The 14,625-nt window shown below is 66.9% G+C and carries 11 protein-coding genes; 7 read left to right on the top strand and 4 right to left on the bottom strand.

The features are described from left to right. Positions 1 to 586: 586 nt before the first annotated feature. From KF745_10360 to KF745_10350, 3 genes are read right to left on the bottom strand one after another with little or no spacing between them, the layout of a single operon-like run. Positions 587 to 3,796: an efflux RND transporter permease subunit gene (locus KF745_10360; GenBank protein MBX3358822.1), complete on the bottom strand. Its 3,210-nt coding sequence runs from the start codon at positions 3,794 to 3,796 to the stop codon at positions 587 to 589. After that, positions 3,793 to 4,932 carry an efflux RND transporter periplasmic adaptor subunit gene (locus KF745_10355; GenBank protein ID MBX3358821.1) on the bottom strand — a complete coding sequence of 380 codons (1,140 nt, stop codon included), beginning with the start codon at positions 4,930 to 4,932 and terminating at the stop codon, positions 3,793 to 3,795. Before KF745_10355 ends, KF745_10360 begins: the two co-directional genes overlap by 4 nt. A 1-nt stretch (position 4,933) precedes the next feature. Next, positions 4,934 to 5,599 (bottom strand): TetR/AcrR family transcriptional regulator, encoded by a 666-nt coding sequence (locus tag KF745_10350; GenBank protein MBX3358820.1) that lies wholly within the window; start codon positions 5,597 to 5,599, stop codon positions 4,934 to 4,936. Positions 5,600 to 5,801: 202 nt separating this feature from the next. Between KF745_10350 and KF745_10345 the strand changes: the two genes are divergently transcribed. The 7 genes from KF745_10345 to KF745_10315 all read left to right on the top strand — a co-directional run bounded on the left by KF745_10345 (position 5,802) and on the right by KF745_10315 (position 13,059). Continuing rightward, positions 5,802 to 6,629 carry a hypothetical protein gene (locus KF745_10345; protein ID MBX3358819.1) on the top strand — a complete coding sequence of 276 codons (828 nt, stop codon included), beginning with the start codon at positions 5,802 to 5,804 and terminating at the stop codon, positions 6,627 to 6,629. Next, positions 6,626 to 7,918 carry an aspartate kinase gene (locus KF745_10340; protein ID MBX3358818.1) on the top strand — a complete coding sequence of 431 codons (1,293 nt, stop codon included), beginning with the start codon at positions 6,626 to 6,628 and terminating at the stop codon, positions 7,916 to 7,918. The genes KF745_10345 and KF745_10340 overlap by 4 nt, the downstream gene beginning before the upstream one ends. A gap of 110 nt (positions 7,919 to 8,028) precedes the next feature. Further along, on the top strand, positions 8,029 to 9,867 hold the full coding sequence (locus tag KF745_10335) for a proline--tRNA ligase (GenBank protein MBX3358817.1): 1,839 nt from the start codon (positions 8,029 to 8,031) through the stop codon (positions 9,865 to 9,867). Next, the gene (locus tag KF745_10330) at positions 9,843 to 10,394 is read left to right on the top strand and encodes a GNAT family N-acetyltransferase (GenBank protein ID MBX3358816.1); all 552 of its coding nucleotides are present in this window, start codon (positions 9,843 to 9,845) and stop codon (positions 10,392 to 10,394) included. The genes KF745_10335 and KF745_10330 overlap by 25 nt, the downstream gene beginning before the upstream one ends. Before the next feature lie 288 nt (positions 10,395 to 10,682). Further along, the gene (locus KF745_10325; GenBank protein ID MBX3358815.1) at positions 10,683 to 11,195 is read left to right on the top strand and encodes a hypothetical protein; all 513 of its coding nucleotides are present in this window, start codon (positions 10,683 to 10,685) and stop codon (positions 11,193 to 11,195) included. A gap of 214 nt (positions 11,196 to 11,409) precedes the next feature. Beyond that, positions 11,410 to 11,613, top strand: a complete 204-nt coding sequence (locus KF745_10320) for a hypothetical protein (protein ID MBX3358814.1) — start codon at positions 11,410 to 11,412, stop codon at positions 11,611 to 11,613. Positions 11,614 to 12,066: 453 nt separating this feature from the next. After that, complete coding sequence (locus KF745_10315) at positions 12,067 to 13,059, top strand: hypothetical protein (GenBank protein ID MBX3358813.1); 993 nt, start codon at positions 12,067 to 12,069, stop codon at positions 13,057 to 13,059. 231 nt (positions 13,060 to 13,290) lie between these two features. Here KF745_10315 and KF745_10310 read toward each other — a convergent pair whose 3' ends face one another. Then, positions 13,291 to 14,610: a prolyl oligopeptidase family serine peptidase gene (locus KF745_10310; protein MBX3358812.1), complete on the bottom strand. Its 1,320-nt coding sequence runs from the start codon at positions 14,608 to 14,610 to the stop codon at positions 13,291 to 13,293. Between the last annotated feature and the right edge of the window lie 15 nt (positions 14,611 to 14,625).

Below are 14,625 nucleotides of genomic sequence, written 5' to 3'. Positions count from 1 at the left end.
GGGCGGCGGCATGCCGCGACCCGACTTTGCTTCGGCGGCCCCGCTCTCGCGAGCGAAAGGCGACCGCTGCAGTATACCACCCCGTCGCGGCCGATGCTCAACGCATCAACACCCGACCAAACCTCGTACCGCAACTACCGCAGGGCGCGACCACGGCCTGTTAACCAGAGAGCGCCTGTCAGAAACCCCTCTGGCGGCCCGGATTCGACGGTTTGAACTCGTTCCGATCGGGGAGTTGCCGACGCCCTCGCGGAAACGCGGGGGCGTTTTGGTTTACGGGTCGGGCCATTCGGGCGCCTCGGGCCGTAGTTGAGAAGATGCGAGGAAGCCCCGTCAGAACTGGGGTTACTGACGCCGGGGCCGACCACCGGCCCACCCGCCGCGTTCTCTGTTCTGTCTTCAATTCGAACCTCGGGTCCGACGGCAACCCTTACGGTTGCTCTCGCCCAGTACGGGCAGTCCGCAAATAGTGGACTGCTTCCGGCGCCGCAAAAAATTCAATCAGTCGGCACCAACCTCTCCTAGCAAGGGCTTGCTGACTGCGTGCGGCGAGGATTCCTGCCGCCGCGTCGAGGGCGCTGAGGCGTCAGTCATGGACGAACGCTCCGGGCATATCCCCCTGACCCTCTTTCGTGCCATTTGAACTGAAGGTTGCTGGCGGCGTTCGAGCCGACGCCCGCTCCAGGTCATGGTCCTCCGCCGCACGGTGCCGCTGGAGCCTATCGAGATAGATGTAGAACACGGGCGTCGCGTACAGCGTGACCAACTGCGAGAAGAGCAGGCCGCCGACCACGGCTAGGCCCAACGGCCGCCGGCTCTCGGCTCCCGCGCCAACCCCCAATGCGATGGGCAGGGTGCCCATCAGGGCCGCCGCGGTAGTCATCATGATCGGCCTGAACCGCACAAGGCACGCGCTAAAGATCGCTTCTTGAGCAGACAGGCCCCGTTCTCGCCGCTGCTCGATGGCGAAGTCCACCATCATGATGCCGTTTTTCTTCACCAGCCCTACGAGCAGGATGACACCGACGAAGGCGTACAGCGAGAGCTCGACCCTGAACAGCAGCAACGTCGCGAGCGCCCCGAACCCGGCAAAGGGCAGGGCAGACAGGATTGTCAGCGGGTGCACGAAGGACTCGTAGAGGATACCCAGGATGATGTAGGTCACTAGGATGGCCATCGCCAGCAGCAGTCCCAAGCCGGCGAGGGATGACTGGAACGCCTGCGCCGTGCCTTGAAACGTGGTCGAGATGGTCGCCGGGATCGTCCGACGGGCCAGGTCGGTGACGGCGTCGACCGCGGTACCAATCGACGTGCCGGGCGCCAGGTTGAACGACACCGTGACGCTCGGCAGCTGCCCCGAGTGGTTGACCGACATTGGACCCACGTCGCGCGTCAGGGTTGCCACCGCGGTGAGGTGCACGAGCTGACCGCTTGCGGAGCGAACAAAGAGCGTGTCCAGCCAGGATGGATCGGCCTGGAAGCGAGACTCCAGCTCCATGATGACCTTGTAGTCGTTGTTCGAGGCGTAGATCGTGGAGATCTCCCGGGAGCCGAAGGCACTCGACAGCGCGAGTTCGATCTGCTCCGGCGACACGCCGACCGCCGCGGCCTTGTTGCGGTCGATCTCCACCCGCAGCTGGGGGTTCTTGAGTTGCAGGTCTGTGGTGACATCGAGCAGCCCCGGCAAGGCCCGCATCTTTTCTGCGAGAAGCGGCGCGTACCGGTACATCTCGGCCGTGTCCGGGCCCTGAAGCGTGACCTGGTACAGGCTCTTGGTCAGCTGCCCGCCGATACGGATCGTGGGCGGGTTCTGGAGGAACGCCCGCACTCCCGGGACCTGCGCGAGCTTGGGCCGGAGGTCCTCCATCACCTCGTCCAGCGAGCGCGACCGTGCGCCGCGGTCCTTGAGCCGCATGAAGATCGTGCCAACGTTCGAGCCGGTCGACTGCCCGCCGCGGGCGCCGATGCTCGACATGAAGCTCTCCACGTCGGGGTGGCTCGCGACAATGTCCGAGAGCGCCTGCTGGTAGCCGACCATCCGCTGGAAGCTCGTGCCCTCCGCGGCCTCGGTCTGCGCCAGGATGCGGCCCTGGTCCTCAGACGGAAGGAACCCCTTGGGGATGACCGAGAACATGTACACCGTTGCCCAGAGCACCGCCGCCGACGCGACCACCGTCGCGAGCTTCCAGCGCAGCACCCATCGAAGGGTCGCCGCGTAGCCCGCGAGCGTCGAATCGAAGACCCACTCGATCGCGCGGTACATCACGCCGTGCCGTGCGTTGTGCCCGTGGGGCGCGTGCGCCGACGCCTTGAGGAGCCGGGCCGACATCATCGGCGTGAGCGTGAGGGACACCACACCCGACGCCAGGATGGCAACCGCAATCGTTACCGCGAACTCGTTGAGCAGCCGGCCGACCAGTCCACCCATGAAGAGCACGGGGATAAACACGGCGACCAGCGACAGCGTCATCGAGAGGATCGTGAAGCCGATCTCCGCGGAGCCGTCGAGCGCGGCCCGCATCGGTGTCTTGCCCATCTCGATGTGCCGCACGATGTTCTCGAGGACCACGATGGCATCGTCGACCACAAAGCCCACGCTCAGTGTCAGGGCCATCAGCGAGAGGTTGTCGAGGCTGAACCCCAGCAGGTGCATGGCCGCGAACGTCGCCACGATCGAGATCGGCATCGCCACGCTCGGGATCAGGGTGGCCCGGACGTTCCGGAGGAACACGAAGATCACCAGCACCACCAGCCCCAGGGTCAGCACCAGGGTGAACTTGACATCGTGCACCGATTCGCGGATGGTTGCCGACCGGTCGTACAGGGTGCCGATGCTCACCGAGGGCGGCAGCTGGGCCCTGAACGACGGCAGCATCCGTTTGATCGAGTCCACGACCTCGACTGTGTTCGCGCCGGGCTGCCGCTGCACGGCGAGAATGATCGCCCGCACCCCGTCCTCGCCCGAGGCGCGGAACCACGCGGCTGTCTTGTTGTTCTCGACGCTGTCGACCGCGTCGCCCAGCTGATCCAGGCGGACGGCGTTGCCCCGTCGGTACGCGACGATCGCGTGCCGGTACGCCTGCGCGTCCATCAACTGCCCGGTTGCCTGAATCGTCAGAGTCTGCTGCGCCCCCTCGATTGCCCCGACCGGCAGGTTGACGTTCCGCTCCTGGATGGCGCTCGCGAGCTCGTCGATTCCCAGTCCCATCGACGCCAGCCTGCGGGGGTCCACCTGGATCCTGACGGCGTACTTCTGGGATCCGTAGACCACGACCTGGGCCACTCCGGGGAGCTGGCTGATGCGCTGGCTGAGCAGTGTCTCGCCGTACTCGTTCAGCTGGTAGAGCGGAAGCGTGTCGCTCTTGACCACGAGGTACAACACGGGCTGATCCGCCGGATTAACCTTCTTGTAGCTTGGGGGGCTGGGCATCTCCGACGGAAGGGACCGGCTTGACCTTGAGATCGCGGCCTGGACGTCCTGCGCCGCGGCATCGATGTTCCGATCCAGCGCGAACTGCAGGGTGATCTGGGTACTCCCCTGCAGGCTGGTCGAGGTCATCGAGTCAATGCCGGCGATCGTCGAGAACTCGCGCTCCAGCGGCGTGGCGACGCTCGACGCCATCGTCTCGGGGCTCGCCCCGGGGAGCGCCGCGGACACCTGGATCGTTGGGAAGTCCACATTCGGCAAATCGCTGACCGGGAGCCTGCGGTATGCCAGCCAGCCAAAGAGCGTGAGCGCCGCCATCAGAAGGATGGTCATCACCGGACGACGGATGAACGGCTCGGAGATCTTCACCGCGCCTCTCCCGCCGCGCCGGCCGGCGCCGCAGCCTTGACCTCGACCTTGATTCCCGGCGCCAGTCGCAACTGCCCCTCTGTAACCACGATCTCGCCGCTCTTGACGCCCGAATCCAGCACGCTCAGGCCGCCATAGGACCGCCGGACCCGAACGACCCGGAGTTCCGCGGTCTGCTCGGGTGTGACAATCCACACCGAGTCCCCCGCCTGCGAGGGGAGCACGGCGCTATCGGGGACCTGCACGCTGTCGGCCTCGCGCCGGACAGTGATTTCGACATCGCAGAACTGGCCGGGCCAGAGCTCGCCATCGTCGTTGGCGAAGGTCGCCTTGAGTCGGATGGTCCCCGTCGTCGAGTCCACGGTGCTGTCGATGAATGTCAGGCGCCCAGACTCGGCGGTGTCATGGGTCCCGGTCGGAGTCGCCACCACGTCCACCTCTCCGGCCGCGGCGGCCCTTCGGATCTGGGCCAGGTGCTGCTCCGGGACCGAGAAGGCCACGTCTATCGGCGCCATCTGCGCCAGCTCGACCAGGTCGGTCTCGTTCTCCTTGACCACCGCGCCGGGCTTCGCGAGGAACTGTCCAAGCCTTCCGGCGAACGGCGCGACAATCGTGCAGTACTCCAGGTTGAGCTTCGCCACCTCCACGGCCGCTTCCGAACCGAGCACCGTCGCCTCCGCCGCGGCCGCGAGCGCGTTTGCCTCCTCAAGGGCACGCTCGCTTGTGGCCATCGACTTCAGGGCCTCGGCCTGGCGGGTCACCTGGTCCCGGGCGTCGACCAGCATCGCGCGAGTCCTCCGCAGGTTCGCCTCGGCCTCGCGGAGGGCGGACTCGAAGGGGCGGGCGTCCAGCGAGAGGAGCGGCTGGCCCGCTTCGACACTCGTCCCCTCCGCGGAGAGGAGCCGGCCGATCCGTCCGGCGATCTGCGGCTTGAGCATCACCCGTGAGCGAGATTCGACGGTCCCCACGGCCCGGATCACGACCGCGGCGTCGCCGATGGTCGCCACCGCCGTGACCACCGGCGCGACCGGCTGCGATATCGCTGCGCCCTCCGGGGGAGGCGAGGCGCGGTCACATCCAACAGCAGTCGCGAAAAACACCCCCACGGCGCCGAGCATCGCGGCTCGCTTGGTCATGCTACCTCTTTCTGGGCACAGCGGCCCGGCGCGATCGCTCTGCGTCGGTCAGGAGGCCATCGAACAGGATGTCCAGGAGCGAGTCGGCTTGCTCATCGATGCTCTCGGTGCGCCCCGCCATGTAGTTGGTAAACATCCGTCCGTAGAGCACATTCCCGATGAAATCCGAGACTTGCCCCGGCGGTCGACGCTGCATCCGTCCTTCGGCCATCATCTCCAGGTACATGTCGTGCCAGCGACCGACCTGCGACAGCCTGTGGCGGAAGTACGCCGGCTTGGTGCGGCCCCCAAGCGCCGCCCGCTCCTGGATGAGCACCTCGACGTACTCGCGGTGCTCGTCGAAGAACGTCAGGTAGTTGCGGACAACCGAGTCCAGCTTCTCGAGCGGATCGTCGATTCCGGCCATGCCGTCGTCGATGGCCGCCTGCATACGCGACATCACCCGGGCCACGGCGGCCTCGAACAACGCACGTTTGTTCGGAAAGTACCTGTAGAGCGTCCCTTTCCCGACCCCAATCGCATCGGCTACATCCTGGAGATCGGTGCCAGCAACGCCTTGGCGGGCGAACACCTCGGTCGCTCGGCACAAGATCTGCTCGCGGCGTCGATCGGCCAGGGACGGGTCACGAGGGCGCCCGGGACGCCGCGGCGGGGGAGGGGCTGGCATGGTTCATTGTTCCATTCACGGACGCGCGCGTCTACTAATGCCCGTGGAACTCGACGCTGATGGCGGCAAGGAAGCACTTGGCCCGTTTTCGCTCCGTGCGCACCTCCATCACAGCTATATCAACGACGCACTTGCCGGCCTGTTTGATGCCCTCCGCCCACTCTTGCAGCCCGCCCCGCCAACCGGCCGATCATCCAACCGAGTGCCCCCCTCCACGCCCGCCCTCATCATCACCGACGGCAGCCTCGGCGGCCTCGTGGCGACATGGGGTGATTCCCTCCGCCGATCCAACCCCGAGAGAGAGGCCCCGGGCTCCACCTCGGTCGCCTGGAGGCCACCCCCGAGCCCCTACACCCCCTGGCTCTCCACCGCCGCGGCGGAGCGCAGCGCCCGCACCCAGGCCACCCTCGCCGCGATCCCCTTCATCGGTGGCGACCCCACCCCTCCCGCCCCTGCGGCCGCCCCGCCCGGCCTGGCCCTCTCCCGCATGCTCCTCGCCGCCCTCGCCGCGGCCCACGAGCACCGCCTGACCCGCATCATCTGGCCGATCCACGCCGGCGAACTCCCCGGCTCCGAGCCCGACGGCGATGACGCCTCCGCCAACGCCCCGAATCCCCAGGATCCCTCGGCCCTGAACCTCACCGCGATCGCCGAGACCTGCGATCGAGCCCTGCTCATCGGCCACCTGGCCGCGGTCGACGGCCTCCCCATCCGCGTCGAAGTCCCCTATGTCGACCTCACCGACCTCCAGTTGACCGACCTCGCGATCGACATGGACGCCCCCCTGTGGGCCTGCTGGTGGTGCGAGCAGGACGGCCCGGCCCCGTGCCGTGCCTGCGCCCGGTGCCGGCGTCACCTCGCCGCCCTGGAGCGCCTCGCCCCGGCCCCTCTTCCCCGGTTCGACCCGCAAAACACCGCGGCGCGCAGCGCCGACCCTGCAATCCACGTCCCCGCCCGCCTAACGTCTCAGCCTTCCGGCGGCCCGACGACCCACCCGCCTGGAGCCTCGCAAAGGAGTGCGCGCCAGTGAGCCTTGTCGTCCAGAAGTTCGGCGGATCCTCCGTGGCCGATCCCGACCGCATGCGCCGCTGCGCCCAGCGAGCCATCACCGCCAAACGCGCCGGGCACGACGTCATCGTCGTCGTCTCCGCGATGGGCGATTCCACCGACGACCTGCTCTCGCTCGCCGACCGCATCTCGTCCAGCCCCGCCAAGCGTGAACTCGACCAGCTCCTCGCCACCGGTGAGCAGGTCTCCATCGCCCTCATGGCGATGACCCTCAACGAACTCGGCTTCCCTGCCATCAGCCTCACCGGCGCCCAGGCCGGCATCCGCACCGAGCCCGCCCACAGCCGCGCCCGCATCCGCTCGGTCGACCGCGACCGTCTCGACCGCGAACTCGCCGCCGGCCGTATCCCCGTTGTCGCCGGCTTCCAGGGCACCACCGACGACGGCGAGATCACCACCCTCGGCCGCGGCGGCTCGGACACCACCGCCGTCGCCCTCGCCGCCGCCCTCAATGCCCACGAGTGCGAGATCTACACCGACGTCGACGGCGTCTACACCGCCGACCCCCGCCTGGTCCCGAACGCCATCCTGAAGCAGAAGATCTCCTACGACGAGATGATGGAAGCCGCCTCCCTGGGCGCCAAGGTCATGCACCTCCGCGCCGTCGAACTCGGCAAGAACTACAGTGTCCCCATCAGGGTGCTCCACTCGGGCCGCGTCGGCCCCGGCACGCTGATCTGCCCGGAATCTGAGTGCATGGAAAGTCGTTCGGTCTCATCCGTCGTGCTGAAGAAGGACATCGGCCGGGTCACCATGACCCGCCTGCCCAACCGACCGGGCATCCAGTCCGAACTCTTCCGGCCCATCGCCGCCGCGGGCATCTCCGTCGACGACATCATCCAGACCGAGACCGCCACGCCCACCGCCGGCGAACCCCTCTCCGGCGAAGTCGAGATCGCCCTCACCGTCGACCGCGCCGACCTCAGCGACGTCAACACGCTCCTGAAGATGGCCGCGGCGGAGCTCGGCTCCCCTGAACCGACCATCGATCTGAGCCTCTGCAAGGTCTCCGCCGTCGGCGTCGGCATGCGGTCCAACTCCGGCGTCGCCTCCACGATGTTCGACGCCCTCGCCCAGGCCCGCATCCGCATCGCCAACATCACCACCAGTGAGATCCGCATCTCCTGCCTCCTGCCCCACGACGATGGCGAGCGTGCCCTCCGCACGGTTCACGACGCCTTCGGCCTCGGTGATGCCGGCGGCTCGGTCTCCGTTGCTTCAGGCCTCGATCCCGCCCGCCGGCAGGTCTGATCGCCTCGGGAGTGGCGGGAGAGCGTGCGGGGGAAGTGGGGGCCTCGCCCTCGCTCACGCAGGCTTCCCTCACGCAGCCTTCCACATCCCCACGGCTACCATGCCGCCCTATGACGACGACCACCCAGGCCGCCGCCCGCGGCAGCATCCATTCCTGGCGCCAGACGCTCATTCCGACCACCCGCGAAGCGCCCGCCGACGCCGAATCCCCCAGCCACATCCTCCTCAGCCGCGCTGGCTACATCCGCAAGCTGGGCGCCGGCATCTATGACTACCTCCCGCTGGCCTGCCGCACCCTCCGCAAGGTCTCCCAGATCATCCGCGAGGAGATGGAAGCCGCCGGCTCCAGCGAACTCCTCCTTCCCGCCCTCCTCCCGATCGACCTGTACGCCGGCACCCGGCGCGACGTCGACTACGGCGACCTCCTCTTCAAGGTGACCGACCGCAAGGGCGCCGTCGCCGCCCTTGGCCCCACCCACGAAGAGCCCATCACGGAACTCGTGAAGTCCGCGGTCACCTCCTACAAGTCCCTCCCCGTCAGCCTCTTCCAGATCCAGACCAAGTACCGCGACGAGGCCCGCCCCCGCTCCGGCCTGCTCCGCTGCCGCGAGTTCATCATGAAGGATGCGTACACCTTCCACCTCGCCATCGAGGGCCCCGGCGGCCTCAACGAGGCGTACGACGCCATGTACGCCGCGTACGTCAACATCTTCCGCCGCTGCGGCCTGGACTTCACCGTCGTCGAGGCCGAGTCCGGCCCCATCGGCGGCTCCGCTTCCCACGAGTTCATGGTCAACTGCGCCAGCGGTGAGGACACCATCCTCAAGTGCCCCGTCTCCGGCTACGCGGCGAACGTCGAGAAGTGCGAGATCGGGCCCCGGGAGTCGACCCTCGACGCCCCCGCCACCGGCGAACTCACCGAGGTCCACACCCCCAACCTCCCCGGCATCGACGAAGTCGGCAAGGCCATGGGCGTCAAGCCCAACCGGATGCTCAAGACCCTCGTCTTCCAGGTCACACAGCCCGCGGGCGGTGGCAGTGGGGGGGCGGGAGCAAGTGGTGGAGGCGGGGGGGTCCAGTGGGTCCTCGCCGTCGTCCGCGGCGACCAGGATGTCAACGAGGGCAAGGTCAAGATCGCCAGCGGCTGCGCCGTCGCCCTCGCCGACGAGAAGGCCGCCCGCGCCGCCGGCTTCGCCATCGGCTACGTCAGCCCCCGCGTCGTGAACACCATCCCCGGCACGCTCCTGCTCATCGACCCCGACGCCGCCCAGGGCGGCTTCTGGGCCACCGGCAGCGACAAGCCCGACTACCACGTCAAGCACTTCAACTGGAAGCGCGACGTCGGCGCCAAACTGGCCGACCCGGGTTATGTAAAGGTCGCCGACGTCCGCAACGCCGTCGCCGGCGACCCCTCGCCGCGCGCCCCGGGCGCCAAACTCGAAACCGCCCGCGGCATCGAGGTCGGCCACATCTTCAAACTCGGCACCAAGTACTCCGACGCCATGGGCTTCTCCATCCTCGACGACAAGCAGCAGAAGCGCAGCGTCATCATGGGCTGCTACGGCATCGGCGTCAGCCGAACCATGGCCGCCTGCGTCGAGATGAGCCACGATGAGAACGGCATCATCTGGCCCGCGGCGATCGCGCCCTACCACGTCCTCATCTCCGTCATGAAGCCCGACGCCCCGGAGCAGATGGACGCCGCCCGCCAAGCCGCGGCCGACCTCGCCGCCGCGGGCTTTGACGTCCTCATCGACGACCGCGACGAACGCCCCGGCGTCAAGTTCAAGGACGCCGACCTTGTCGGCATCCCGATCCGCCTCACCGTCGGCGACAAGCCCCTGGCCGAGGGGTCCATCGAGTTCAAGCGCCGAAACGACCCGGGCAAGGGCTCGCTCGTCAAGCGTGAAGAGGTGCTCGCCGCATGCAAACAGGCCCTGGCGATGTAGCGGCACGAGGCGGGAACGCGAGCGGGGGCCCCCCGGTGGTCCGCGCCGCCGCCACCCGCGCCGACATCGACGCCTTCGCCGCCCTCTGCCGCGACTACGCCGATTCCCTCGCCCACACCGCCGAGTGCCGGAGCCTTGAGCACCAGCAGTTCGCGGCCGAACTCGCCTCGCTCCCCGGCGCCTACGCCCCGCCCCGCGGCGAGATCCTCATCGCGTTCGATGGCGCCAAGCCCATCGGCTGCGTCGCCATCCGTCCGCTGGACACTGGCGACTCCGGCCCCGCCCGTTGCGAGATGAAGCGCATGTACGTCCACCCCGCCCACCGCGGCCGGGGCGTCGGCCGCCTCCTCGCCCAAGCCTCCCTCGCCGCAGCCCGGCGCATCGGTTACCACGCCATGCGCCTCGACACCGGCGAATCCATGACCGCCGCGGCCGCCCTGTACCAATCACTCGGCTTCACCGACATCCCCGCCTACAACGCCGACCCCGTCCCCGGCACCCGGTGGATGGAACTCCGCCTGACCTGACCAGCGCCCTGATGCCAGCCTCTGGGGAGAATGCGCTGGCCACGTTTTCAGCCCACAATGGGCATTACCGTGCTTGTAATTTGGAACACGTGCATTCTCAGTGTTGGGCCGATCATCGGCGCCAACTGGCCACCGGCCGGGGCGAACTTGCGGAAACGCGCGTGTTGTACGACTCGCGCGACGTTGACCAACTCCGCAACCGTCACGCTGCCCTCGCCTGGTGGCGTCAGACCGCGTTCTCGCCCACAAGCCTTGCACCATCCCCGCCGCGCCGGGTATACCCGGGCCATGGAACTCCGCGCCCCGATCGCCGGCGCCCTCCTCAGCCTCGCCGCTCTCGCCGGCTGCGACCCCGGATACGGCGACCCGACGCGATCGCCCATCGCCACGCCCACCTTCGACGGCCGCTACCAACTCATCGCGGAGGAGAGTTTCCAGGCCCTGCGGGCCGACCTCGCCGCCGAGCCCGACCCCGACCGCCAGGTGCTGCTGCGGCAGATCCTCGAGGGCAACGAGGACGCCTTCGCCGACTTCCGCATCACCCACGGCGTCATCACCTTCGGCCGCGAGATCACACAGTCCTTCGCGCTCCGCTCAGCCACGATCGAAGACGGCGAACTCCGCGGCGAGGCCATCTGGCACGAGGACATCCACGACCCCGGCGACATGAGCCTCGAACCCATCCGCCTCCGCCTCAAGGGCGACCGCCTCGAGTTCCAGCTCGGCGACGAGAAGACGGGGGTTGACCAGAACTTCGAGGCGGTGCTGAAACGGATGGGCGACAACCCGCCGCGGGATTGAGCCTCAAGCGTGGCGCAAGACGCAACCCCCAACATACTTGCAATCCTCGACCAGCGAGCACTATTCGATTATGCTGATGGTCCAGGCCGTCCGCGTCGTTGCGGACGGTCCTGATGTTGGGCCGCGTCGTGGTGATGAGTAGGAAGCCCGCCCTTGGCGAAAGCCATCGGTGGGCCTTTGTTGTTCGCGGCGTTCCGATGTCCCGGAACGCCGATTGCCTTCGAGATCGGATCTGATGCGCAACTGGTGGACGACACACCAATCGTTCGAGTTCACGGCGGCACCCGTGCAAGCGGTTCTCGCGACGGTCATCGCGTGCATCGTGGCGTTCGTGGCGCTCTATGTGTCGGCGGCGGTGGGCTGGTGGCTGCGAGGTCGGGCCGACCGTCGGCGCCGGTTTCCCGGCGAAACCCAGTAGGGCAGTGGTTCAATGACCGGTGGGCCCTCGGGGGGGCCGGGGGACCGGGGGGCGGTCCCTGGTGGGCCTCGATGGCCCACTGGACGGGACGAACCTGCTGAAAGGCGAGATGTACGACTCACGCGACGTTGACCAACTCCGCAACCGTCACGCCGCCCTCGCCTGGTGGCGTCAGATCATGTGCCGCCACCCCGGAGGCGTCGTGCCTGTTATTGTGGCCGCACGCATCCTTGGTGTTACACGACGGCGTGTGCAGTCACTGCTTGAAGATGGTAGATTGACAGCGATAACTGGCATGCCAGGGGGTTTGCAGAGCGACGTTTTTGTGCCGATTGATGAGCTGATGGACGCGCCATTTCGAGCCAATGCTGGCAGGCCAGGCTTGTGGGGCCCGCGTGCTCGTCGAGGAAAGTGATAATTATGGCTGCGGAATAGAGTTTAGGAGTTGGCCACATGGTGTACCAGGGTCGTTGTAGGCTTATAGCCGTTGTATTTATTGGCATATGTATATCGCTCACTCTAGGCATTTCTGGCGACCCAAGTAGTAGCGTTAATAGCGCCCCGCTCTCGGTAGTCTCGAAAGAGGAGCTGAAGGCGGCCAGTGATCGTGCCGTAGAAGATGCTCTGTTAAGGGCGGAGTTGCGCGCCATCGCTATAGCGGATGGCAAACGGGATGAAGCGTTGAGCATTTTTCGCAATAGCCTGATAGCCGTTTCTGTTGCTGGCGTACTGGTGGCCGCGTTGGTGCTCTTGTTCGGAAATGCAATATTGAAGGATCGCGTCGTTGCAATGGCGAACGAGCGGATGGGCGAGTACCTGAATGCGTCGGCAGGCGGCGAGTTGATTCGCCGCTTAGAACAGTATGTCGAGCGTGGCAGGGTAGCGGCGGAGTTGATGGAGGCCGACACTACTGCAATTGGCAAACGATTGCGGATTCTCAATAATGAAGCGATGCCCGACCAGTTTTTTCAGATCGCCTGGGAGGTGGAACCGTTGACAATTGATGCCGAAGCACCGGACACACCAGTCCGCGGAGCGTATGGCCATGGCCGCCCTTTCGAAATACCGATAGCACCTAAACTGTCAATTGGTTGCAAGCGATCGGGGACAATGTTTTTTCACGTGACGGGCTTGATAAAGGCAAATGACGACAACTCGATTGGGAAGGCTCAGGTATGCATTACTACTGCGCAGAGGGGAATGGTAATTCTGGGCAACATTTGGGGGCCATCCAAGGACGACTACCCAATTGATTTTTCGGGTGTGCTGCGGTGGGAGGCGTTTGCCGAAGAGGCGTCGGAAGATATTGGAATAGGTGTGTACGGGGTGTATGGGGCTCTAAACGACACCATTGATGTGACGGTGTCGAGGGTCCGCGTGCGTGTGGTCTTCCTCCCAGACCCGATTCCGCGTCCGAAGCGTCGCAGCCCGGCGAAGATCAGGTAGGACGGGTTCGAGTTGGCGCTTAAAACGTCCTCTGTCGGGTACCGCCGCAACGTTCAGGAGGGTTGGCGACAGTTTTTTTTGCGGAAGGAAGGGCTAGGAACTGCATCCGATGGAGTGGCCGCAAAGGCCGTGACGACAAGGATTCAGACCGCGTCAGTCAGTTTTACATAACATGTATTATCGGACCCAGCCAGCGGGGGGCTTTTCGGTTGTTTTGCCCATCGCCACGCCCTACGCGTCCGGCGTCTTCGCCCCCGCCGGCACCGTCTGATCGATCCATTCCGTGATCGCCCCCGCCTGCGTCGGCAGCAGCCAGAACGCGCCCTTGTGCCCCAGGAACCAGAACGTCCGCCGCTCCGGTTTCCCCAGTTGCTCGTACAGCAGGTCGCCGCTCGACGCCGGCACGATCCCATCCTGCGCGGCGTGCACCTGCAGCACCGGCACCCACCGCAGGAACCGCGCCGTCGAATACGGGTCCAGTTTCGACGCCTCCAGGTACGCCTCGTTCAGCCGCTTGATGTCCGCCGGCCCGCCGCGGCCCTCGCCCCAGTTCACCTCCAGCCCGCCGTTGGTCAGCTCGCTCCGCTGCGCGATGTCCAGCACGTTCGCCCCGCCGCACACCAGCACCGCGGCATCGATCGGTCGCTCCAGCCGCGCGGCCACCGCCGGCGTTACCAGCGACCCCGCGCTGTACCCCGCCAGCACCAGCGGCGTCTGCGGGATACCCGGCCGGTGCTCCTTCAGGTAGTCGAGCGCCGACTCCACCGCGTACGCGTGCTCCGACAGCCGCTCATCCACCACCTTCGCCGCCCGCCTCGCCGCCGGGGCAATGTCGTCCTCGCTCTTGATCGTCAACCGCGTCAGCCGCCGCGGCTGCAGGTTCGGCGACGCCACGCGTAGCACCGCCCACCCCTGTTCCAGCAGCCCCGCCACGATCGGTTCCTCGAACTTGAACCCCCCGTACGAGCAGATGTGCACCACCAGCCCCCGCGGCCTGACCTGCCCCTCCGGCTCATACAGCCGCATCAACACCCCGGTCCGCAGCACCGACCACGGGTCCGGACGCAGCATGTGCGCCCCCTCCCGCCCGCCCCGCGTCCGCCGCGGCGGGCGGTACGCCAGCGGCGGCGCCCCCGGCGGGTAACTCACGAATCGAAACCGCTCGCCGACGTTTTCCAGCGACGGCTTCTCATCCGGCGGCGTCTGGATCCGCTTCAGGTGCAGGAACACCCCCTGCCCGTAGATCCCAGCATCCAGCACTCGCACCAGCGGGATCCGCTCGGTCTTGAACTCGCTGGTCGATCCCGATTCTTCGGCGACCACCTTCGCGGGCGCCTCGGCCGCGCCCTCATCCTCCGATTCCGGCCGCCACTGCACCGTGATCGTGAACACGGAGGGAATGGAATCGACAAGGTCCGGCAGCACGTCGGTCGATCGCGCGGGCCAATCGGTCGGCGCCATCGGCTCTACCGTCGGCGTCCCCCCTGCCAGTCTCGCCTTGTCCGCGTTCGAATGCGCCACGCACCCCGGCAGCGCCGCTGCGGCTACCACGGCGCCAATCGCGAT

This window comes from Phycisphaeraceae bacterium, from assembly GCA_019636655.1.
Classification (GTDB): domain Bacteria; phylum Planctomycetota; class Phycisphaerae; order Phycisphaerales; family UBA1924; genus JAHBXB01.
This window is presented reverse-complemented; position numbering and strand designations above follow the sequence as displayed.

Coding starts and splice junctions, on each gene's coding strand:
- KF745_10355 (MBX3358821.1), bottom strand. CDS start 4,932: ATGACCAAGCGAGCCGCGATGCTCGGCGCCGTGGGGGTGTTTTTCGCG.
- KF745_10350 (MBX3358820.1), bottom strand. CDS start 5,599: ATGCCAGCCCCTCCCCCGCCGCGGCGTCCCGGGCGCCCTCGTGACCCG.
- KF745_10335 (MBX3358817.1), top strand. CDS start 8,029: ATGACGACGACCACCCAGGCCGCCGCCCGCGGCAGCATCCATTCCTGG.
- KF745_10330 (MBX3358816.1), top strand. CDS start 9,843: ATGCAAACAGGCCCTGGCGATGTAGCGGCACGAGGCGGGAACGCGAGC.
- KF745_10325 (MBX3358815.1), top strand. CDS start 10,683: ATGGAACTCCGCGCCCCGATCGCCGGCGCCCTCCTCAGCCTCGCCGCT.
- KF745_10315 (MBX3358813.1), top strand. CDS start 12,067: ATGGTGTACCAGGGTCGTTGTAGGCTTATAGCCGTTGTATTTATTGGC.